General features: G+C 62.1%; 20 protein-coding genes and 1 riboswitch. Of the genes, 14 read left to right on the plus strand and 6 right to left on the minus strand.

Features of this window, described 5'->3' with window-relative positions:
* Positions 1–37 precede the first annotated feature (37 nt).
* Genes EEB13_RS24035 through EEB13_RS24050 form a run of 4 tightly spaced genes read right to left on the minus strand, consistent with a single transcriptional unit; the run spans position 38 to position 4,513 of the window.
* On the minus strand, positions 38–1,021 hold the full coding sequence (locus tag EEB13_RS24035) for an adenosine deaminase family protein (protein ID WP_141486436.1): 984 nt from the start codon (positions 1,019–1,021) through the stop codon (positions 38–40).
* Positions 1,018–2,070, minus strand: a complete 1,053-nt coding sequence (locus EEB13_RS24040) for an isopenicillin N synthase family dioxygenase (RefSeq protein WP_033234037.1) — start codon at positions 2,068–2,070, stop codon at positions 1,018–1,020. Before EEB13_RS24040 ends, EEB13_RS24035 begins: the two co-directional genes overlap by 4 nt.
* A 41-nt stretch (positions 2,071–2,111) precedes the next feature.
* Positions 2,112–3,074 (minus strand): isopenicillin N synthase family dioxygenase, encoded by a 963-nt coding sequence (locus EEB13_RS24045; RefSeq protein ID WP_141486437.1) that lies wholly within the window; start codon positions 3,072–3,074, stop codon positions 2,112–2,114.
* Positions 3,071–4,513, minus strand: a complete 1,443-nt coding sequence (locus EEB13_RS24050) for a purine-cytosine permease family protein (protein ID WP_033234035.1) — start codon at positions 4,511–4,513, stop codon at positions 3,071–3,073. The genes EEB13_RS24045 and EEB13_RS24050 overlap by 4 nt, the downstream gene beginning before the upstream one ends.
* A 105-nt stretch (positions 4,514–4,618) precedes the next feature.
* Between EEB13_RS24050 and EEB13_RS24055 the strand changes: the two genes are divergently transcribed.
* Complete coding sequence (locus EEB13_RS24055; RefSeq protein ID WP_033234034.1) at positions 4,619–5,236, plus strand: helix-turn-helix domain-containing protein; 618 nt, start codon at positions 4,619–4,621, stop codon at positions 5,234–5,236.
* 190 nt (positions 5,237–5,426) lie between these two features.
* Here EEB13_RS24055 and EEB13_RS24060 read toward each other — a convergent pair whose 3' ends face one another.
* Positions 5,427–6,515, minus strand: a complete 1,089-nt coding sequence (locus EEB13_RS24060; protein WP_141486438.1) for an FAD-dependent oxidoreductase — start codon at positions 6,513–6,515, stop codon at positions 5,427–5,429.
* A 47-nt stretch (positions 6,516–6,562) separates the two neighbouring features.
* On the minus strand, positions 6,563–7,108 hold the full coding sequence (locus EEB13_RS24065) for a CGNR zinc finger domain-containing protein (RefSeq protein ID WP_141486439.1): 546 nt from the start codon (positions 7,106–7,108) through the stop codon (positions 6,563–6,565).
* A gap of 68 nt (positions 7,109–7,176) precedes the next feature.
* Here EEB13_RS24065 and EEB13_RS24070 point away from each other — a divergent pair, with 68 nt between their 5' ends.
* From EEB13_RS24070 to EEB13_RS24130, 13 genes are all read left to right on the plus strand, one after another.
* On the plus strand, positions 7,177–8,124 hold the full coding sequence (locus EEB13_RS24070; RefSeq protein WP_141486440.1) for an EamA family transporter: 948 nt from the start codon (positions 7,177–7,179) through the stop codon (positions 8,122–8,124).
* A gap of 45 nt (positions 8,125–8,169) precedes the next feature.
* Positions 8,170–9,108 carry an ABC transporter ATP-binding protein gene (locus tag EEB13_RS24075; protein ID WP_045068910.1) on the plus strand — a complete coding sequence of 313 codons (939 nt, stop codon included), beginning with the start codon at positions 8,170–8,172 and terminating at the stop codon, positions 9,106–9,108.
* Positions 9,108–9,881, plus strand: coding sequence for an ABC transporter permease (locus EEB13_RS24080; protein WP_092806503.1), 774 nt, complete (start codon positions 9,108–9,110; stop codon positions 9,879–9,881). The genes EEB13_RS24075 and EEB13_RS24080 overlap by 1 nt, the downstream gene beginning before the upstream one ends.
* A gap of 36 nt (positions 9,882–9,917) precedes the next feature.
* Positions 9,918–11,006 carry a sensor histidine kinase gene (locus EEB13_RS24085; protein WP_261984632.1) on the plus strand — a complete coding sequence of 363 codons (1,089 nt, stop codon included), beginning with the start codon at positions 9,918–9,920 and terminating at the stop codon, positions 11,004–11,006.
* The gene (locus EEB13_RS24090) at positions 11,003–11,611 is read left to right on the plus strand and encodes a response regulator transcription factor (protein WP_033234027.1); all 609 of its coding nucleotides are present in this window, start codon (positions 11,003–11,005) and stop codon (positions 11,609–11,611) included. Before EEB13_RS24085 ends, EEB13_RS24090 begins: the two co-directional genes overlap by 4 nt.
* Before the next feature lie 216 nt (positions 11,612–11,827).
* A complete protein-coding gene (locus EEB13_RS24095) occupies positions 11,828–12,262 on the plus strand; it encodes a helix-turn-helix domain-containing protein (RefSeq protein WP_033234026.1) in 435 nt (144 codons plus the stop codon).
* Positions 12,263–12,378: 116 nt separating this feature from the next.
* Positions 12,379–12,580: riboswitch (cobalamin riboswitch) on the plus strand.
* A gap of 135 nt (positions 12,581–12,715) precedes the next feature.
* Positions 12,716–14,980 (plus strand): 5-methyltetrahydropteroyltriglutamate--homocysteine S-methyltransferase, encoded by a 2,265-nt coding sequence (gene metE / locus EEB13_RS24100; protein WP_141486442.1) that lies wholly within the window; start codon positions 12,716–12,718, stop codon positions 14,978–14,980.
* 125 nt (positions 14,981–15,105) lie between these two features.
* On the plus strand, positions 15,106–15,657 hold the full coding sequence (locus tag EEB13_RS24105; protein WP_033234025.1) for a MarR family winged helix-turn-helix transcriptional regulator: 552 nt from the start codon (positions 15,106–15,108) through the stop codon (positions 15,655–15,657).
* A 111-nt stretch (positions 15,658–15,768) separates the two neighbouring features.
* Entirely contained in the window at positions 15,769–16,968 is a 1,200-nt protein-coding gene (locus EEB13_RS24110) for a homogentisate 1,2-dioxygenase (protein ID WP_033234024.1), read from the plus strand.
* A complete protein-coding gene (locus EEB13_RS24115) occupies positions 16,965–17,825 on the plus strand; it encodes a GrpB family protein (protein WP_141486443.1) in 861 nt (286 codons plus the stop codon). Before EEB13_RS24110 ends, EEB13_RS24115 begins: the two co-directional genes overlap by 4 nt.
* Before the next feature lie 2 nt (positions 17,826–17,827).
* On the plus strand, positions 17,828–19,012 hold the full coding sequence (gene fahA / locus EEB13_RS24120) for a fumarylacetoacetase (protein WP_095888696.1): 1,185 nt from the start codon (positions 17,828–17,830) through the stop codon (positions 19,010–19,012).
* Positions 19,013–19,233: 221 nt separating this feature from the next.
* Positions 19,234–20,037, plus strand: coding sequence for a class I SAM-dependent methyltransferase (locus EEB13_RS24125; RefSeq protein WP_261984633.1), 804 nt, complete (start codon positions 19,234–19,236; stop codon positions 20,035–20,037).
* Entirely contained in the window at positions 20,024–21,061 is a 1,038-nt protein-coding gene (locus EEB13_RS24130) for a polysaccharide deacetylase family protein (RefSeq protein ID WP_261984634.1), read from the plus strand. Before EEB13_RS24125 ends, EEB13_RS24130 begins: the two co-directional genes overlap by 14 nt.
* Positions 21,062–21,078: the final 17 nt, after the last annotated feature.

The following is a 21,078-nucleotide window of genomic DNA, read 5'->3' on the forward strand; positions in this document are numbered from 1 at the left end:
GTACAGTTACAGACGGTCCCGTGTCGACGTACTCGGATCAGGTCCTGAGTTCGGCAGTCAGGGTACGGCGGTCGGTCTCGTCAAGGAAGGTACCGGCGACCGATGCCAACTGGATGTCGTGAAGGTCGGCGACCGTCAATCCGGCGGCCTCGAGCATGGAGTGCTCGGAGGTGAGTGTTGTTCCGAAGTGTGCGGGCGCGTCGGTGGCCGGTGAGATGCGGAGTCCCCGGCGCCACATGTCTGCTGGAGCGCCCGCGACCTCGAGACCCCAGGTCTTCAAGAGTTCGGCCGCGCGAGTGCTGACGGTGAAAGTGACACCGGCATCGAGGCATCGCTGTAGGTCGTCGTCGTTGCTCAGTATTGCGTATCCGTGGTCGATGCGGCTGCAGCCAAGCAGGTCGATGCTGTCCAGGATGCTGTCGGACCCGGCGGTTTCGCCGGCATGACTTGTGGCGCGTAGTCCTGCGCGTCGTATGCGAGCGAATGGCTCGATGAAAGTATCTGCGGGGCCCAGGGTTTCATCGTAGTCCAGGCCGACTCCGACCACGAGGTCGTTGTTGCACTCAATGATGTAATCGACCACTTGGGCGGCTTCGGCGGGTGAGCGGGAGCGGTCGATGGCCGGGATCAGGCGACAGTTGACGCCGGAGGTGGAGTGTTCGATGCCGTCGATGATGCCGGCGAGTTGGGTGCGGTAGGGCACCGCGTCGTCGAGATGGACCACGGGGCTCCAGAAGATTTCGACGTATCGGACGGCCTGCTGAGCCACCGAATGCAAGTACGTGTCGACGGCTTCGGCAAAGTCGCCTGCTGTGCGCAGGAGATGGGCGGTGGCGTCGTAGCCCTTCAGGTAGTCGTCGATGTCGGCGACGCTCTGGTAGGCACCCAGCGCCGGCGCAAGCAAGTGGTTCAGTGAGTTCCGCTGCGCAAGAAGGTAAACGAGGCTGATCGGCAGGGCGGCTTCGAGGTGACAGTGCAATTCGATCTTCGGAAGGGTGGCAACGGTGAATGTGCTACTCATGATGTACTGCCAGTGAGGCGAGCGGCCTCCCGGATCGCATGGGGATTCGGTTCCCGCCCCCGGGACCCGCGGAGCTTGGCGGTTATGTGCTCTTTGACCGTCACCGGCTCATATCGCGGTGGATTGCCGGGACCGGTGCAACCCGGCAGGCACGCGATGACCGTCTCGGGGTTGCCGTCGTGGAAGAAGGCCGCCGAGCGTCGCGGCACGAGCCGGCCGTCGACGCGTGGCGGCGCTACCCGGTGCATGGTGGAGATCCAGCGATCGTTGGTCCAGCGGGCCAGCGCATCGCCCAGGTTGACCAACAGTGCCCCGTCGGCGGGCTGTACGGGGTGCCAAACCCGCTGACTGTCAAGTATTTCCAGTCCTGGAACCTGATCTGCCCACAAGACCGTCACGATACCGTAGTCGGTGTGCGCTCCCATGCCCATCTGCTCGGATTCCAAGGTGACGTCGGGGTGGGGCAGTTGATAGTTGTTGATACGCAGTACATCCAGAGAGTGCGTGGTGAACTGCCGAAAGTAGTCGATCGGTAGATGCAGAGCCAGGGCGAAGATGTCGGCCATGGTGTGCGCCACGCGTCGGGCCTCGCCGAACCAAGCGGTAACGGCAGATTCGAAGTCGGTTGTCTCGCTGGGGAAGATGGTGGGCGCGTAGTCGACGGGATCGAGGTCCGGAGAGGCGTGGTCGGCAGGGTCGACGCCGATGTTGAACGCCTCGAAAAGATCTGCGGCGGTGATGATCCCGAGAGAGTTTGCCAACGCCTCGGCTCTCGGTGGGGTGTATCCGCGGTTGATGTGCGGCGGTGTGGAGTATTTGCGTTTGGTGGACTCCGGCAACGCGAAGAATTCGTCGGTGGCCGCGGTGAACCGATCGAGCACTTTCGGTTGGATGCCATGCCCGACCACCTGCATGAATCCGACGGTGGATGCAGCCAGATCGACCTGGCGGGCGATTGATTGCCGATCGATATCGGCCCCGCCTGTGAACGTCGAGATATCGATGATCGGGACCTGGAAGTCGGTTCCGGCGTTGCGGGCAAATGCCATGATGGATGTCGTCCTCGCGTGTTGGGTGGTCTGGGCGTTCGTCAGATGGTGATCGCGGAATACCGGGCGCGAAGGTAGTCCGCAGTCGTGACGGGCTGGTAGGCGTGCGCTCGTCCGATCGGCGGACCGAAAGACTCGATCACCGCATCGTGATTGGCTTCGAAGAAGAAGATCAACGAGATCAACTCCTCGTTGGGGTCGTGCGCGGACGGAGGCAATACCCGGTGCCTGGTCGAGCGCCACCGATCGCCCGTCCAACGAGCCATCAGATCACCGATGTTGATGGTGAAGGCATCATCGACGAACGGTGCATTCACCCAGCTGCCGTCACCGGTATCGACCTGGAGCCCGCCGTAGCCTGCTTGACGGTCGAGTATGGTGATGACCCCGAAATCGGTGTGCGGCGCGATCCGGTATTGGCCGTCGATTGCAATCCCGGTCTCGGCCATCGCCGGGTATCGATTGAGGTTGAACGAATGTGGTGCGCGGTCGGTCCGAGAGGTGAACCAGTCGGGATCGAGATTCAGTGCCGAAGCGAAGACGGTCAGCAATTCTGCTGCCAAGGAACGCATCTGCTCGGTGTACGTCGCACACAGCCGCTCGAACTCCGGCACTTCGGTCGGCCAGACATTGGGCGCGAACCATTCGTTATCGACCACGGGGTCACCGGTGGAGTAGTCGTCCCAGCCGTTCGTGTAGGTCTCCTTGAGGTCGGCTGGACCCGGAGCCTCTTCGACGAAAGCGTTGGCTTCGGCACCCGAGGGGATCCACCCCCGCCCACCGACGTGGGTCCGGTATCGATGTTTGGTCGCCGGGCCGCTGGTGAAGAACGCCGATCCGGCGGCCCGAATCTGCGCGCGGAGTTCAGGATCGATTCCATGGCCCGAGATCAACAGGAATCCGGACCCTTGCAGGGCCTGGTCGACACGTTCGCTCAGCTTCGCACGCTGCAAGGAGGATCCGGTGCGCCACTGTTCGAGATCGACGAGGGGAATGGTGTTCATGCGCTGAGCCTTTCGGTGACTGTGCTCTCGTTACGGGTTGATGTGCGTGCCAGCGCCCAGTAGGTCAGCGCCCCGACCACCAGGCCGGCTGGCACACTGAGGTCGGCGCCGTCGAATGCCTTGGAGATGGGGCCGGTGAAGACCGTGGTGTTGATGCAGAGCAATGCCGCGATCATGCCGGCGACCTGGGCAGTGACGCCGGCCGGATTGAAGCCGAGAACCCGGCGATACCGGCCGCCGTCATCGGATAGTGACGCTATGTCGTACCGGCCCGAGCGCAGGAAATAGTCGACGACCATGATCGCCGCCCACGGTGCGAACCAGACGATCATGAAGAGCAGGAAGTTCCCAAGCAATGTGTTGAAGTCGCCGGAGAACGTCACGACGATCGCGACGATCGCGCAGACAACGGCATCGACGACGACGGCTTGCCAACGACTGATTCGAATACCCATCGCCTGCAGTGTCATTCCCGAGGAATAGAGGTTGATCGCATTGAGCGCGGTGAGCTGTAGCAGGACCACAAGAAGATAGGGAGTCAGGAACCACGACGGCAGAGCCGACGGTAGTCCGCTGATGGGATCGACGGCGTCTGGGACTGCAGTGGCGACGGCCGCACCCAGCAGCATCAGCAGGGTTTGCGGCAGAGCGCCTCCGATCGCGGTGCCCACCACCAGGCGAACGCGACTGGTTGACTCGGGCAGATATCGGGCATAGTCGGCGGCGTTCGGTGTCCATCCCAGACCGCTTCCTGACGCCGCCACCGCGACACCGGCGAAGAACAAGGCGGTGCCACCGGAGGCCGTGCCCGTCTGGACATCCACGGAGTCGAACACGAGCACAACCAGCACCGCGAACAGCACAGTGAACGGGATCAACAGGATTCGAATCGCCTTCATGATCACCGACAGACCGAAGATAGGCAGAATGCTCTGCGTAACCGCCAAGCCCAAGATGACGACGACCTCGAGCGGAGTGCCCAAATCGATCCCGGCCTGACCGAGGAGAACCGACGTAGCCAGAAACATCAACACCAGATCGAGTGACTCGTAACCGATCTGCATTATCCAGTTGCAGAATGCAATCGGTCGATTTCCGTTGCGCCCGAAGGGAGCGCGGCTCGCGGCGAACGTGGTGGTGCCGGCAGCCGGCCCGGGCAGCGAACACAAACCGGTGATGATCCATGTCGCGTTACCGATCAGAATCGCTGCGACTGCTTGCCAGAGGTTCAGACCGAGTAATACGAGGAGGGCGCCGAAGACGATGCCGGTGACGTTCATCATCGCGCCGCTCCACATCAGCGCCACCGATCGCACCGAGCCATGGCGTTCACTCGCCGGCACATGGTCGATGCCTCGTTGCTCGATCGTGAATCGCGAAGATCCGGCTTCCGATGGAGACTCACTACTAACGGGTTGATCGGTGGAGTGAACGGACATCTTTAGACTCCATACTGAAGTGGAAGTGACGAAGCGATAGCTGACAACTATCAAAATGGGCCATGAGTATTTCCTGCAGCTATACTGGGTGTTACGGAGTTGTTAATGACGCAGACCACCGACGATGAGACCGAGTTGGCTGTGGCGATCGGTGCCGCGGTGCGGACTCGGCGAGAGGCCGCAGGGCTCTCGATGAGGGCACTGGCCTCTAGCGCCGGCATCAGCCAACCGTTCCTGAGCCATGTGGAGCGCGGGTTGAGCATGCCCTCGATGGTCACGATCTACCGTCTTGCCACAGTCCTTAACGTCGCCCCCGGAGAGCTCATGCCCAGCCCCTTGGGCTCACCGAGCCGAGTAGCGATCGTCCGCGCCGGAAGCGGTAGCCCCGTGCCGGTGTCGAGCAGGCCCGATGCGGCCATCGGCCACGCGTTGTTGTTCGACCGCAACACGAGTTTGGAAGTTACCGAGTACAGACTCGAACCCGAGGTTCACATCTCTGAATGGTTCCAGTCGAGCGGGCTCGCGGCGGTCTACCTGATCAGCGGAAGCCTTGAAGTGGAGGTCGAAGGCGAAGGTTCGTGGCAGCTCGAGGCGGGCGACTTCATACGGCATGACGCCGACCTTCGGCATCGCTGGTTACTCGTCGACAAAAAGCCCGCACATGCACTTCTCATCCTCAACCACGCCGTTGCGCCGGGCACTCAACAACGCTTTGGTGGTTAATTGCCGGTCCGGACACGAGAATTCGCCAAGCCACTGACCATCCAGAAGGCGAACGGCCAAACCAACACGGAGTACACCTACGGGGACGATCCGTCACCGCACAAAGCCCCGTCTGCGACCACGCAGGATCCGGGCAGTTCATCAGCTGCGGCATGAGCAAAGGGCACAGCTGGGGTCCGACAATGGTGTTTTACATCATGTGTCGAGTGCTGAAGTTCGATCCCAGACCGCGAAGAAACACCTCGGTGGGAAGAGCTCGCAGTACCAGGTCGCGAGCGAGCGTAGCGCCGACGCCGCGAGTGAGGATTGTTCGGGCGGATTGACGCGAACGCTTTTGAAGGCGATGCGTTCTCTTGGTGCGCAGATAGTCGTAGGTCGCCAAGTCATGAGCATGAGCGCTGAGCGCGACAGCATCCTCGAGAGCCTGGCATGCACCTTGACCGAGATGCGGCCCCATCGCGTGCGCGGCATCACCCACGAGCACAACGCTGTCTCGAACAAAGGACGGTAGCGCTGGAAGATCTCTGATGGCGTGGCGAAGAATCCGCTCCGGCACAACTGCAGAGATGAGCTCGGGGACAGGTGACGGCCAGTGAAGAAAATCATCCAACGACGGGTCCGGGGCGCCCTTGGACAGCCGTGCTGCAGCAAAAACGTACAACCGCCCGTTCCCCAGCGGAACGATGCCGAATTCTCCTCCTGCGCCGAGGATCCCACCCACGTCAACACTGCCGAAGTCATCAACGATCCACCTCCACGCGCGAACCCCCAGCGACTGCGGCACCGGATACTCAGGGAACATCGTTCGCCGCGTGAGGCTGTCGATTCCGTCGGCGCCGACGATCAGATCGAACTCTTCGAGGCGATCACCACAACGAATCGCGCCACCCACATCGATCCCTGTGACTGCACCGCCGAATCGTAAAGTCACCGATTCGGGAAGCGCTGTGTGGAGAACATCGACCAGATCGCCGCGGTGCATGGCGACAAAATTGCCGTGCAGCGCACGGAATCTCTCCTCACTCGTCCGCATCAACCACCGACCCTGGCGATTGCGTATTCCGCCCACCCAACCTGGGGCGGCTCTGCTCCGGATCTCATCGCCCACTCCAAGGTGATCGAGTGCGGCAAGTGCGTTCGGCCACAACGTGATTCCGGCGCCCACCTCGGTAAGAACCGGCGCTTGCTCGAACACTGTGACCGACCAGCCTGCATTCGCAAGCGCCAGCGCCGTTGCCAGGCCCCCGATACCGCCTCCGATAATTCCCGCTGTATGCATCGTCGATCCCTTCAGATTCGATTAGCACGGTTCTCCGGATACACCTGTCAGTCAGCGGATTTTCGCGCACGATATGCCGCGACATTAGCCCGGTTCCCACAGTTTCCGGTGTCGCAGTACCGCTTTGATCGGTTACGCGACAGATCCACGAATACTGCGTCACAATCAGGAGCGGTACACCACTGCAGACGCGAGAACTCCCCAGTGCGGATCAGATCGAGCACACCCATCGCCGCTTCGGCGGCCATCCGATCGACGAGGGGCGCATCGTCCGCCGTGACGTGCAGATGCCACCCGAGATCGTCGTGCCGGGCGAGTCTCGGCTGCGCTCCCGATTCGGCCAGCAGCGTGTTCACCACCGCGACGGCGTCGTCCACTTCGGTCACTTCCCAGAACTGTCGCAGACGTGGACGTAGCGCCCGCACCGCATCGAGTTCGCTCTGCGTGCCGTCGCGTCGCCCGGTCCACTTGTCCGCATCGAGAAATCGAGTCAGTTCTTCCTGATCAGGCAGAAGTTCGCCGCCTCCTCGAGCAGTGTTCACCAACGACGCAGCGAAGACGAGCGCCGATTCCGTGTCATCAGCAAAATTCACTTTGACTCCTGAGCATTGTCAACCTAGTGTCATCATCGTAATCGCTTTTACTCCTGACGGGTGACGACGTGAACTCTCGCAACGGCTTGATCTTCGCTCTACTGTCCGCTGCGACCTTCGGCGTCTCCGGCCCCTTCGCCAAATCTCTCATCGAATCCGGTTGGTCGCCGGGAGGCGCGGTGTTCGCGCGCGTTGCCGGCGGCGCACTCGTGATGATGGTGATTGCACTGGGAACCCAGTGGCGTCGTATGCGGCAAGTGACGGCCCACACGCGAACGGTACTACTGTACGGCGTGTTCGCAATATCCGGAGTGCAGTTGTGTTTCTTCAATGCGGTGCAACATCTTTCGGTCGGCGTGGCGCTCCTTCTCGAGTACCTGGCCCCCATCATCGTCATTGGATGGGTGTGGATCACCAAGGGCGCACGACCGAGCGTGCAGACGCTTCTGGGAGCAGCGATCGCCCTGGTAGGCGCGGCCGTGGTCATCGATGTCTTCGGCTCGGCAGAGATCAGTGCCGACGGCGTCGCTTGGGGACTGGCAGCAGCTGCCTGTCTCGCAGTGTATTTCGTAATTTCCGAACGGGCCGACGGCGATCTGCACCCTGTTGTGCTCGCAGCGTCCGGGCTGACTGTCAGCGCAGTACTCATCGGACTACTCGGAGTGATCGGCGCACTCCCCCTTGCATTCTCGTCGTCGAACACCGTCGTGGCAGGCCATTCTGTGGGAGTGTGGCTGCCGATAGTGATTCTGGTCGTCGTCAGTACCGTCATCGCCTATCTCACCGGCATCGCCGCGATCACGTTGTTGGGACCCACAATCGGGTCGCTCGTAGCCCTCACCGAGGTCCTGTGCGCAGTGATCGCAGCCTGGATACTTGTCGGCGAATCCATCACCGTCATCCAAGGCATCGGCGGCGCAGCGATTATCGTCGGCCTGGTACTCGCCCGCCTCGGCCAGCAGCCACCGAAACCCGCGACTGCCAAACCAATGACAAATGTCATGGCCGAAGAATGACGGATCGACGAGGGCTACCCTGCCGAAAACCGGCAGATTCGAGGTATGACCTCAGCACAGGCACTGCATCCACCCGTTGACGGACGAGCACACGACGCCATTCGATTGACCGGACTTCACAAGCGCTTCGGCGATGTGGGCGCAGTCAACGGCATCGACCTGAGTATTCGCCCCGGTGAAATAGTGGCGTTTCTCGGCCCGAACGGCGCCGGAAAAACCACCACCATCGACTTGATTCTCGGCCTGTCGAAGCCGACATCCGGTGACGTGAGCGTCTTCGGGATGGCGCCGCGCGCAGCGATAGCCCGCGGACTGGTCTCCGCGGTCATGCAGAGCGGCGGACTACTCAAAGAACTGACAGTTGCCGAGACGGTGCAACTGACGGCGAGTCTGTACGCACACCCTCGCCCCGTCGACGAAGTCCTGCGCCGCGCCGGAATCCTCGACATCGCCGGACGACTCGTCAGCAAGTGCTCCGGCGGGCAGCAGCAGCGCCTGAGATTTGCGATGGCCCTCCTGTCGGACCCGAGACTTCTCATCCTCGACGAACCGACCACCGGCATGGATGTCGAAGGGCGCCGGGACTTCTGGTCGGCCATCCGAGCCGACGCGGATCAAGGGCGGACCGTTCTGTTTGCGACGCACTACCTCGAAGAAGCCGACGTCTACGCCGACCGCATCATTCTGGTCCGGCAAGGAACTATCGTGGCCGACGGAACCACCGCCGAGGTCAAAGCCATGGCGTCCGGACGAACCCTGCACGCGCGGGTTCCTGGCCTGACCGACGAACTTCTACGCGCGATCCCGCACTCGGATGCCGTCGAACTGCGCGGCGAGGCACTGACGGTGCACTCAGGCAACACCGATGCTGTCGCGCGGTTCCTCCTGAACAACACAGCGGCCCGCGATCTCGAAATCGTCTCGCGCGGACTCGAAGACGCCTTCATCGCACTCACGTCGAACAACTCCGAAGGACAGAAGTGATGACCACTGCAACAGAACGAACCGTCGTACCACTGGGCGGGTTCAACACGACCTTGCTGCGTTTGGAACTGCGTCGCCTGACCCGTAATCGGCGCACGATGCTCTTCACACTTGTCATGCCGGTGGTCTTCTACCTGGTCTTCGGGTTGGGGCAAAGCGACGACGCTCATGACATCGGGCACGGCAACGTCGCGGCGTACATCATGATCAGCATGGCGTTGTACGGCGCGATGCTCGCAACCACCAGCGGCGGCGCGATGGTGTCGATCGAGCGGGCATCCGGGTGGAGCAGGCAACTTCGGCTGACACCGTTGACTCCGGTCGCCTACATCGCCGTCAAATTGATCATGGCCATGCTGCTCGGTCTCGCGTCGATCCTCGTTGTCTATGTTGTCGGCTCGTTCACCTCTGCTCAGATGGACGGATCATTGTGGTTCACAACGGCATTGATCGCTTGGCTCGGATCGTCGATCTTCGCGGCCTTCGGCCTGTTCATGGGATACCTGCTGCCGAGTGAGAACGTCATGCAACTGCTCGGTCCCGGGCTCGCACTGCTGGCATTCGGCGGCGGCCTGTTTGTTCCGCTCCAGGATGGTTCGGTGTGGGCGACCATCGCTCAATTCACTCCGATGTTCGGCATCAACGCGCTGGCGCACGCGCCGCTGACCGGCAATAGCGTCCACTGGACGTGGATCGTCAATATTCTGGTGTGGTTCGCCGTCTTCGCTGCCGGAGCGATCTGGCGGTTCCAACAAGATACGGAGCGTGTGTAGTTGTCGGAGACCACTCGCCCAATCGATTCCGCCGCGATGCCGCGACGGAATCGTTTCGGCATTCTGTTTGCCGCCGTGTGGATGATTTTTCTCGGTGGTCCCCTCATCGAGGGATGGAACCTTCGCGACGAATTACGCGGCTGGGCAGGGATTCTTGCGACGCTTACCTTCGGCGCTCTCTACCTCTACACCTTTGCCCGGGTACAGCAGCGCCGTCTCACCCTCAGCGGGGAACCGACAGTTCGCCGCGCGGTACTCACGTTGGCCGGTCTGACTGCACTCGCTGCTGTGATCATCGTCAGTGTCGGGCCGACCGGTCTCGCAACTGCGCCCTACCTCGCGGTCACGGCCGTCACAATGCTTCCGACCGTGGCCGGCGGCATTCTCACCTTGGCCATTGCCGCTTCGGTGGAAATCGTCAGCGTCAGCGCCGGATGGGGAAACTATTCGGGCCTGTCACTCGGAGTGTGCGCCGCCGCGTTTGCCACGTGGGGCGTCATGTCCCTCATCAGACGCAATATTGCGATGGTCCACGAACGAGAAGAACAGGAACTGCGTGCCGTCATGGAAGAACGCGCTCGAATGGCGCGCGATCTCCATGACATCCTCGGACATTCGCTCACCGTCATCACCGTCAAAGCCGAACTGGCCAACCGATTGTTGGACGTCGACGTCGAGCGAGCTCGCAGTGAACTCGACGATCTCGAACGGCTTTCCCGAGACGCTTTGGCTGATGTGCGCTCGGCCGTGAACGGCTTTCGAACCATCTCACTTCCCGTCGAGATCGCCCGTGCCCGGGAGGTTCTCCGTGCCGCCGGCATCGAAGACCATTCCCCGAACAGTACCGAAATGGTCCCACGCCACTTGCGGGAGTTGTTTGCCTGGACCGTTCGGGAAGGCGTCACCAACGTCGTACGTCACAGCGCCGCAACACAATGCACCATAACCATCGACGAGAAGAGCGTCGAAATTGTCGACGACGGGATCTCCGGCGAGAATACGACGATCGGCAACGGGTTGACCGGACTGCGTGAACGCGCCGCAGCGGCGGGAGCCCGTCTGACCATCAACAGCGCCGCGCACCAGGGCTTTTCACTGCAGGTCCATGAACAGGAGAACACGTGAGCATTCGGCTACTACTTGCCGACGACCAGGCATTGGTTCGCGGCGCCCTGGCGGCGCTCCTCGATCTCGAAACCGATCTGACCGTGGTCGCGGAAGTTGGTCGAGGCGACGAGGTTGTTGCGGCAGCTATGGAACACCGCCCCGACGTTGCGCTACTGGACGTGGAGATGCCGGGGATGGACGGGATCGCTGCCACGTCGGCGTTGCTGGAAGCGCTCCCACAGACACGCGTGCTGATCGTGACAACCTTCGGGCGGCCAGGATTTCTTCGCAAGGCGATGCACGCCGGGGCCACCGGTTTTGTCGTCAAGGACACCCCGGCGCGGCAACTCGCCGACGCGGTGCGACGTGTCCATGCGGGGTTGCGCGTCGTAGATCCCACGTTGGCGGCAGACAGCCTTGTCAGCGGCGAATCTCCGCTGACCGACCGCGAAACCGAAGTACTGCGCGCCGCGAAGGCCGGCGCACCCGTTGCAGCTATCGCCGCCGAGCTATTCCTGTCAGCCGGCACCGTTCGCAATCACCTGTCGTCCGCGATGGGGAAGACCGGTGGTGCAACGCGCGGAGAATCTGCCCGAATCGCCGAATCCAACGGTTGGTTATAAGAAGAGCAGGGTCCCCACATAGAGTCCCGTATCCGGCAATTCCGTCGCAATTAATGCCAATCCCTCTCCCGCCTGCAGTTCTGACCCAAATCTTCACGTATCCTGTTACCTGGTTCCACAGCAACACGTTGCGGAACCAAGTAGCGGAGTACCGACCCACCTATGGTTACCTACCAGTTATCAGATGGTTGAGCGGACAACACAGGGGGAAGGCTCATGGCGCAGAGATTCAGCCAACGATTGAATGCGCTGTTCGAGTCCGCCCCCAATCACGTCACCAACGCCATGGTTGTGCGCAGCATGACCGAAGACGGTTGTCGCATCTCGACTCCCTACTTGTCGCAACTCCGCACGGGCGTCCGAACCAATCCCTCACCCGAAGTTGTCTCCGCCCTCGCCCGATTCTTCGAAGTGACTCCGGACTATTTTTTCAACCCCGACCAGGAAGTGCCATTTCTTGCAAGCGGCGATTCCGACCACATTCTGCTCGCACAGCTTCACAATGATCGCCTACGTAATCTCACGTCCCGGGTCGTCGACCTTTCTCCGGCATCACAGGCCCTGCTTGTCGAAATGGCAGAAAATCTCCGATCATCGGAAAATCTTCCCCGCGTCCCTCCCGACTCCAACTCGTACTCGTGGCGCGCCTAGCCCGTCGACAGAAGGCATACAGGCACTCCTTTTCCTGCTCCGACGCTCGTGGCCCTATGCTGGGCAACGCAGCTGGTTCGCCCGGCGCGGTCATGAGGAGCCCCGAAGACCGTTCCTGGCGTCGAAGCTCCGTCAGCCCAGGCTGACGGAGTGAGAGGGAACCCGGTGAAAATCCGGGACTGTCCCGCAGCGGTAAGCAGGAACGACCGCCGTCTACATGCACTGGGCATCTTGCCTGGGAAGCGACGGCCAGTAGGTTCGATCACCACGATCGAGAGCCCGCGAGTCCGAAGACCTGCCGACTGTGTCGGGCACGCCGTGCCCGACGGTCCACCGCCTCGTGGAATGGGCGCGTAGATCTCGAGAAGTGGTCGCATGTTTGATCGCGGCCTCATGAGGTGTACCCGTCTGCCGGCAGTGGCCATCAGTGCAATGGCAATCTGGAGAAACTCCGTGACAACAACATTCACCGCGACCGTGCTGGGCTCTCCGCGCATCGGTCCTCATCGCGAACTCAAGCGGGCCATCGAAAGCTACTGGGCGGGGCGTATCGACGCCGACGCCTTGGCGCGAGTAGCTCGTGACCTCCGTCGGCAGGGCTTGGCCGACCTTCGTGACCAGGGTCTCGACTCCATCCCGGTCAACACTTTTTCCTTCTACGACCAGATGCTCGACACGGCAGTGCTTCTCGGGGCGTTGCCCGAGCGGGTCGCCTCCGTCGCCGATCCGTTGGACCGCTATTTTGCGGCCGCACGCGGCACCGACACCATCGCACCGCTCGAGATGACGAAGTGGTTCGATACCAATTACCACTATCTGGTCCCCGAGATTTCACCGTCGACGACTTTCGCGCTCGACGCCTCCAAGGTGCTCGGCGAACTGGCGGAAGCACTCGCCGACGGAATTCCCGCTCGCCCGGTCGTTATCGGACCCGTCACGTTCCTTCTCCTCTCGAAGGCTGTCGGAACCGAAGAACCTCTTCTGACGCGGACCGATGAACTGGTTCCGCTGTACGCGGACCTTCTCGGCAAGCTTGCCGAAGCCGGGGCCACGTGGGTACAGATCGACGAACCGGCGCTCGTCGGCGACCGCACCGACGAGGAGATCGAGGCCGCGCGGTCGCTCTACGAACAGCTTTCGTTGTTGTCGAACCGACCGGCAATTTTGCTGGCGTCATACTTCGGCTCGTTGGGCGATGCACTGCCCGCCCTGGCGTCCACCGCAGTCGACGGTTTTGCGATCGACCTTGTCGCAGGACATGATTCGATAGGTTCCGTCACAGACCTCGCCCGAAAATTGGTAGTCGCCGGAGTTGTCGACGGCCGTAACATCTGGCGAACGGACCTGGATTCGGCGCTGTCCACGCTTGGCGGGCTGCTCGGCAGCGTCGAGAGGCTTGCCGTCTCCACGTCGTGCTCACTCCTGCACGTTCCGTACTCACTCTCGCAGGAACCTGATCTCGACAAAGCCCTTCGCTCGTGGCTTGCATTCGGCGCCGAAAAGGTGCGGGAAGTGGCAACACTTGCGACCGCACTGACCCAGGGTCGCGAATCCGTCGAGGACGAATTCGGCCTCGCTCGCGCCGCCGCGTCGACTCGCAGGGACGACAAGCGACTCAACGACGCACGCTTGCGTGGGCGTCTTGAAGCCGTGCTGAATTCGGCGACCAACCGCGCACCGGCAGCAGAGCGCCGTAAAGCTCAGGCCGAATTGCTGTCGCTTCCTCCCCTTCCGACCACCACTATCGGTTCGTACCCGCAGACATCCAAGATTCGGGTGGCTCGTGCGGCATTGCGCAAGGGCGAGATCGACGGAGACGAATACATCTCGCGCATGCGCGCCGAGATCGCGGATGTGGTTGCGCTCCAAGAGAAGTTGGACCTGGACGTGCTCGTGCACGGAGAACCCGAACGCAACGACATGGTCCAGTACTTCGCCGAACAGCTCGAGGGATTCTTCGCGACCGCGAACGGTTGGGTGCAGTCGTACGGAACACGCTGTGTACGTCCGCCGATCCTTTACGGCGATGTCTCCCGGCCGAAGCCGATGACAGTCGACTGGATCACCTACGCGCAGTCACTGACCGACAAACCGGTCAAGGGGATGCTCACGGGACCGGTCACGATTCTGGCGTGGTCGTTCGTGCGTGACGATCAGCCACTTGCCGACTCCGCCAATCAGGTTGCACTGGCGATTCGGGACGAAACCGTCGACCTACAGGCTGCCGGCATCGGCATCATCCAGGTAGACGAGCCCGCACTTCGTGAGCTGCTCCCGTTGCGGGCCGCCGATCAGTCGGTATACCTGGACTGGTCGGTCGGGTCGTTCCGACTGGCAACGTCGGGCGTCGCGGATTCCACGGCGATCCACACCCATCTCTGCTACTCGGAGTTCGGTGCCGTGATCGGCGCGATCGCGGGACTGGATGCCGATGTCACCTCGATCGAGGCGGCCCGCTCGCACATGGAGGTTTTGGACGACCTCAGCGCCGTCGGGTTCGACCTTGGCGTCGGCCCCGGTGTGTACGACATTCACTCTCCGCGGGTGCCGAGCGTCGACGAGATTGCCGGCTCGCTGCGTGAAGCACTCGAGGCTGTCCCGGTGGAACGGTTGTGGGTCAATCCTGACTGCGGCTTGAAGACGCGAGGTCCGGTCGAGGTAGAAGCGTCGCTGCGTAACCTCGTCGAGGCGGCAAAGCTGGTGCGAGCGGAGTTGTAGGGGGCTCCGCCCCCCCCTGTGCGCCTTTTTGGTAGTCGGCACTACCGGGAAGGCGCACAGGGGCTTCGCGCCTTTTTAGTACATTCATATACAAATGTGCCTCTTGATCGCGCTAGAGTGACGCCATGGAAGCCGCAGCAGAAGAAACTCAGGGAACGGCCGGAGAGCTCAATTTTTGGTCGTTCATCGAGTTGGCGAACAAAAGACTGTCCGACGAGCACGGCTTTCGCCACCACCTCGCCACCGAGGTTCTCCTGACACTCAACCGCGCATCCAACGTGGTCACGTATGACCTCGAGTCGTCGATACACCGACCACGCGGCTGGTCGTGGTCATCCTTCCGCCTGATGTTCGTGACCTGGCTGGCCGGGCCGATCGAGCCGAAAGCCGCTGCCGAGCTCACTGGAATGAGTCGGGCGGCCGTATCAAATCTGTCCAAATCGTTGCTGGCCGACGGCTTGATCGATCGTCGCCCTACCGAGAACGACGGCCGTTCGGTGCAGCTCTACCTGACCGAGATGGGCAGAGACGCGATGGTCGAGGCGTTTCGCGAGCAGAACGAGCGCGAACACGCGTGGGTCAGCGTCCTCAGCGAAGCTGAGCAGCGGATTCTTGTGATGCTCCTGGACAAACTGATCAGCAATCGCAGCCAGTTCGACGTGCGCGGACGGAACTAACAACACAACCCGCACCCCCTGAAGGGTTGCACCTGTCACATAATTTTAGTTAATGTGTTTACTATCTGGTCAACGTGAGTCAGACGGAAACAGCACAGAAGGAGGCCGGACATGGCGTTCTACCGACAACTCGGCAATGTCCCCCCGAAGCGTCACACTCAGCACCGTGACGAAGCAGGAAACCTCTACTACGAGGAGTTGATGGGCGAAGAAGGATTCTCCTCCGACTCGTCGCTCCTGTACCACCGCGAGATTCCGTCGGCGATCGTCGACGCCACGCTCTGGGAACTGCGTGACCAGAGCACCACGCCCAATCACCCACTCAAACCGCGGCATCTGAAGCTGCACGACCTGTTCCCGGAAAGTATCTGGGCCGAAACGGATGTGGTGACCGGACGGCGCCTGATCCTCGGCAATGCCGACGTCCGCCTGTCCTACGTCATTGCCGGCGCGGCATCGCCCCTGTACCGCAACGCAATCGGCGACGAGATGGTCTACATCGAATCCGGTGAAGCCACTGTCGAAACGGTATTCGGCGCACTCGAAGCACGCGAAGGCGACTACGTCCTCATCCCGATGTCCACGACGCATCGCTGGATCCCCAAGGGCGACAAGCCACTACGCGCCTACGCGATCGAAGCGAACAGCCACATCGTTCCGCCCAAGCGTTACCTCTCACGATTCGGCCAGTTGCTCGAGAACGCACCGTTCTGCGAGCGCGACCTACACGGACCCACGGCTCCCCTGATCGCCGAAGGTACCGATGTGGAGGTCTTGGTCAAGCACCGGACGTCGGCCGGCATCGTGGGAACCCGCATGGTCTACCCGACGCATCCCTTCGACGTGGTCGGCTGGGACGGTTGCCTGTACCCGTACACGTTCAACATCTCCGACTACGAACCCATCACCGGCCGCGTTCACCAGCCGCCGCCGGCGCATCAGGCGTTCGAGGGCAACAACTTCGTGATCTGTAACTTCGTGCCACGCAAGGTCGACTACCACCCGCTGTCGATTCCCGTGCCGTACTACCACTCCAATGTCGACTCCGACGAGATCATGTTCTATTGCGGCGGCGACTACGAAGCACGCAAGGGTTCCGGCATCGGCCAGGGTTCCATCTCGGTTCATCCCGGCGGACACGCACACGGCCCGCAGCCAGGAGCGTACGAGCGCAGCATCGGTGCAGAGTTCTTCGACGAGCTGGCCGTCATGGTCGACACGTTCCGGCCGCTCGAACTCGGCGAAGGCGCATTGGCCTGCGAAGATGACAACTACGCCTGGAGTTGGGCCGGACGGGGGCCTGCACAATGACCGTCATCTCCCCACTTCTGCGCGGTCTGTGCGACGACGCCGCCCTGTTCCCACCCGGCAATGCTCCTCTCGCCGAAGCAGTTCCATCGCATCAGTCCTACCTCGAAGCCGGCTACTCAGCATTGGTCGGCCCGTTCGTCTTCCCCGCGCCGCGATTGGACGAACTCTCCGCTCACGTTTCTACCGATCATCCTCTGGCACTGAGTCTCACGGTTCCTGCCGGCCCGGACGCCGTCGCGGCCGCAGTGGCAAAGGCCTTGGCCATCCCCGGCGTCGACGTCGTAGCGGTGGAGGTTGGAACACCTTCCGGCGTAGCGGCCGATCATGCTTTCGACGAGCTGGCGCGCATTCACGCCGCGTATCCCTACATCGACATCTTTGTCGAGGTTCCCCGCGACGATCGACGCGACAGCTACATTGCCGCGCTGGAAAAGGCCGGTTACAGCGCGAAGTTCCGCACCGGCGGCGTTCAGGCCGAGGCGTATCCCGACGAGAACGAACTCGCTGACGCCATCATTTCCGTTGTCCGCGCTGGTATTCCGTTCAAGGCCACCGCAGGGCTGCATCATGCCGTACGGAACACAGATCCCGACACGGGTTTCGAGCAGCACGGCTTCCTCAACATCCTGTCGGCAGTCGGCGCTGCGGCGACCGGCGCAGATCGGTCCGATGTAGTTGCCGCACTGGCAGAACGTGACGGAACCACTATCGCACACAGCGTGTCCGAACTCGATGACCAGGACGTGCGTCGACGCTTCCTCTCGTTCGGCACCTGCAGCATCTCGGACCCCCTGACCGAACTCGAAGACCTGGGACTGATCAACCGGTCCGAGAAGACAGAAGGAACACTCACATGACCATGACGACCATCAACATTCCCGCCGACTCGCTCTTCGGGCTCGACAATCTGCCATACGGTGTGTTCTCCCCCGCAGGCGGCGCTCCGCGTGTCGGCGTTCGAGTGGGTGACTCTGTCATCGACCTTGCAGTGGCACTGGGCGATTCCGTCTTCTCGGAACCGACATTGAACGCGTTCATGGCACAAGGCCGCGATCGCTGGGTATCCGTGCGCAACCAGATCACCGAACTTGCAACCGGAGAAATCCCCTCCGACGCAGTCTTTTCCATCGACTCCGTCGAGATGCATCTGCCGATCACAGTCGCCGACTACGTCGACTTCTACGCTTCGGAGAATCACGCCACCAACCTCGGCCGCCTCTTCCGCCCGGATTCCGCTCCCCTGATGCCCAACTGGAAGCACCTTCCCGTGGGCTACCACGGGCGTTCGAGCACCGTCGTCGTATCCGGCACCGACATCATTCGTCCCTGTGGCCAGCGCAAGAGCCCTGACCAGGCGAACCCGGATTTCGGACCGTCGCGCCGCCTCGACATCGAGGCCGAGATGGGATTCATCGTCGGAACCCCTTCGAAGATGGGCGATTCCATCACGCCTGACGAATTTGCCGACCACGTCTTCGGAGCCGTTGTCGTGAACGACTGGTCTGCCCGCGACATTCAGGCGTGGGAATACGTCCCGCTTGGCCCCAACCTGGGCAAGAGCTTTGCCACGTCCATCTCCCCGTGGGTCGTCCCGCTTCTCGCTCTCGAAGCTGCCCGCATCGACACTCCCGTCCAGGATCCCGAACCCCTCCCCTACCTGCGCGGCGAGGAAAAGTGGGGACTCGACATCGACCTCGCTGTCGAGTGGAACGGTCACGTCGTCTCCCGTCCGCCGTACGCGCAGATGTACTGGTCACCCGCGCAGATGTTGGCCCACACCACCATCAACGGAGCGGTCGCGAGTACCGGCGATCTCTTTGCGTCCGGAACCATCTCGGGCCCCGAGAAGAACCAGCGCGGCGCCTTCATCGAACTGACCTGGGGCGGAAAAGAACCCGTCGCTGTCGGCGACGAGACTCGCACCTTCCTCGAAGACGGAGATGTCATCTCCATCTCGGCCACCGCACCAGCAGCCGGCGGTTCACGCATCGGGTTCGGTGAGGTCAGCGCACGTATCCTCCCGGCCACGCAGGCAGATCGATAAGCACAACCACATAGCTCGACTCGACGCCGCACAGGTCCCCGCTATTTCGGTGGGACTCCTGTGCGGCGTCGTCGTCGTTCCGGTCGCACCGCGCTCTTCGTTCGCCCCTGGGAGATTCCAGCGGGACCCCCTGACAGCTGCCGCATCCACCTTAGGTAAGGTTCGCCTAACTCACAGGGAGTACACAGCTGGTTCCCAGGTCTCGGACGACTGCGCCTGCTGTGCCGACTCCGTTGGCCGACACCGAGAACGGATTGACGATGACGCTTCTCCAGCGCAGTAGGACTTCACTTGCCCGCACGGTTCTGGGTGAGGACAACTACCGCCGTGTGCTCCGAGCAATCAATGATCGGCGGCAGAAGCCGCGCGTCGGCAAGGTTCGTTTCGGCGACCTCCGAAGGATCGAGCCGATCTGCCGTGAATACGGTTTCGAGCGTGGACGTCCGATCGATCGCTTCTACATCGAGGGCTTTCTCGACACGAACAGCCACCTGATCACCGGATCCGTGCTGGAGATCGGCGAGCGGACCTACACCGAGGCTTTCGGTGAGGGTGTCACCCGTTCGGACATGCTGCACGTCGCAGACGTGGAAGACGCGACCTACGTCGCCGATCTCACCGACGCACCGAACGTGCCGAGCAACACCTACGACTGCATCATCCTGACGCAGACGTTGCAGATGATCTTCGACACGAACGCCGCAGTGGCGACGCTCCATCGCATTCTCAAGCCCGGCGGCGTGGTGCTGTGCACCGTGCCCGGCATCAGTCAGATCGCCGACCCGGTGTGGAACTCGACCTGGTACTGGTCGTTCACGGAATTGGCCGTGAATCGACTGTTCGACGGCCCCTTCCCCCGCGAGAGCGTCGACGTGCGGGCGTTCGGCAATGTGCTGTCGGCTACCGCCTTCCTGCACGGCATGGCCGACCGCGAACTGAAGAGGCAGGAACTGAACGTCTTCGACCCCGAGTACCCCGTCATCGTGACGGTCGCGGCACGCAAGGGCGACGATGTCGAGGCGTGACGCCCTCGCCCGGATGCTCCGGCTACGCACCCGGAAACAACGGCGCCGCGGCGGCATCCTGATGTACCACTGCATCAGCGAGGAGATCTACGACCCCTGGGCAATCTGCGTCTCCCCGAACGCATTCGACGACCAGATGGCAGTACTCGCCCAGGCGCGTGCCGCCGTCGACCTCGCGAACTTTGCGGGCAGCGATGCCTACACGCGCACCGGTTCCCAGTTGGCCGTGACATTCGACGACGGTTACGTCGACAATCTTGTCGCCGCATTGCCGGTACTCGAGCGTTACGAGATTCCGGCGACCATCTTTGTCATCGGAAACGCCGTCGGTCGCACCCGCGAATTCTGGTGGGACGGTTTGCAACGCGCCGTGCCGAGCGGTGAACCACTACCGGATCGGCTGGATTTTCCGTTCGGAAAAGGCCGGCGGACCTTCACGCTGAACGAGCGCCCCGGCGACAGCGCGACGAATGCGCGCTGGCGTGCCGACAGCGGCGAGATCACAACCTCCCGTCAAGCGTTGTTTCGCGCGCTCTGGGACGCAATCGTCGTGCTGGAGCCGACCGAGCAGGACGACGCGATCGATCATGTGCTGGCCTGGGGAGGTCGAATGGCGACGACGCCAACGTCGCGAGTGGCCCTCGACGCGGAACAGTTCGCGCAACTCGCAGATCACCCGCTGATCACCCTCGGCAGTCACACGCTCGACCACGTCTCGTTGACAGACCTTCCGGCCGATCGACAGCGCACGCAGATCAGCGCCGGACACCGCAAGATCGAGGAGCTGTCCGGCCGTCCGATCACTCGATTCTCGTACCCGTACGGGCGTTTCGACGACACTGCCCGGGCTGCGGTCCGCGAACTCGGCATCGACGTCGCGTGCACCAGCGTGCCTATGCCTGCGATCGGCAGTGACGACCCCTGCGCCTTACCGCGGGTACAGGCCACCGAGATGGACGGCGACCAGTTCACCCGATGGCTGCGCGAAGACTACGGACTTATCCGAGGGCAGCTGCTCCAGTAACACGATCGGCCGCAGCC

Source organism: Rhodococcus sp. WS3 (genome assembly GCF_003797085.1).
Classification (GTDB): domain Bacteria; phylum Actinomycetota; class Actinomycetes; order Mycobacteriales; family Mycobacteriaceae; genus Rhodococcus_F; species Rhodococcus_F globerula.

Bases quoted from the DNA above. Each gene is read 5' to 3' on its own strand.
- EEB13_RS24035 (WP_141486436.1), bottom strand. From the start codon at position 1,021: ATGAGTAGCACATTCACCGTTGCCACCCTTCCGAAGATCGAATTGCAC.
- EEB13_RS24040 (WP_033234037.1), bottom strand. From the start codon at position 2,070: ATGGCATTTGCCCGCAACGCCGGAACCGACTTCCAGGTCCCGATCATC.
- EEB13_RS24045 (WP_141486437.1), bottom strand. From the start codon at position 3,074: ATGAACACCATTCCCCTCGTCGATCTCGAACAGTGGCGCACCGGATCC.
- EEB13_RS24050 (WP_033234035.1), bottom strand. From the start codon at position 4,513: ATGTCCGTTCACTCCACCGATCAACCCGTTAGTAGTGAGTCTCCATCG.
- EEB13_RS24055 (WP_033234034.1), top strand. From the start codon at position 4,619: ATGACGCAGACCACCGACGATGAGACCGAGTTGGCTGTGGCGATCGGT.
- EEB13_RS24060 (WP_141486438.1), bottom strand. From the start codon at position 6,515: ATGCATACAGCGGGAATTATCGGAGGCGGTATCGGGGGCCTGGCAACG.
- EEB13_RS24075 (WP_045068910.1), top strand. From the start codon at position 8,170: ATGACCTCAGCACAGGCACTGCATCCACCCGTTGACGGACGAGCACAC.
- EEB13_RS24080 (WP_092806503.1), top strand. From the start codon at position 9,108: ATGACCACTGCAACAGAACGAACCGTCGTACCACTGGGCGGGTTCAAC.
- EEB13_RS24085 (WP_261984632.1), top strand. From the start codon at position 9,918: ATGCCGCGACGGAATCGTTTCGGCATTCTGTTTGCCGCCGTGTGGATG.
- EEB13_RS24095 (WP_033234026.1), top strand. From the start codon at position 11,828: ATGGCGCAGAGATTCAGCCAACGATTGAATGCGCTGTTCGAGTCCGCC.
- EEB13_RS24105 (WP_033234025.1), top strand. From the start codon at position 15,106: ATGGAAGCCGCAGCAGAAGAAACTCAGGGAACGGCCGGAGAGCTCAAT.
- EEB13_RS24110 (WP_033234024.1), top strand. From the start codon at position 15,769: ATGGCGTTCTACCGACAACTCGGCAATGTCCCCCCGAAGCGTCACACT.
- EEB13_RS24115 (WP_141486443.1), top strand. From the start codon at position 16,965: ATGACCGTCATCTCCCCACTTCTGCGCGGTCTGTGCGACGACGCCGCC.
- fahA (WP_095888696.1), top strand. From the start codon at position 17,828: ATGACGACCATCAACATTCCCGCCGACTCGCTCTTCGGGCTCGACAAT.
- EEB13_RS24130 (WP_261984634.1), top strand. From the start codon at position 20,024: ATGTCGAGGCGTGACGCCCTCGCCCGGATGCTCCGGCTACGCACCCGG.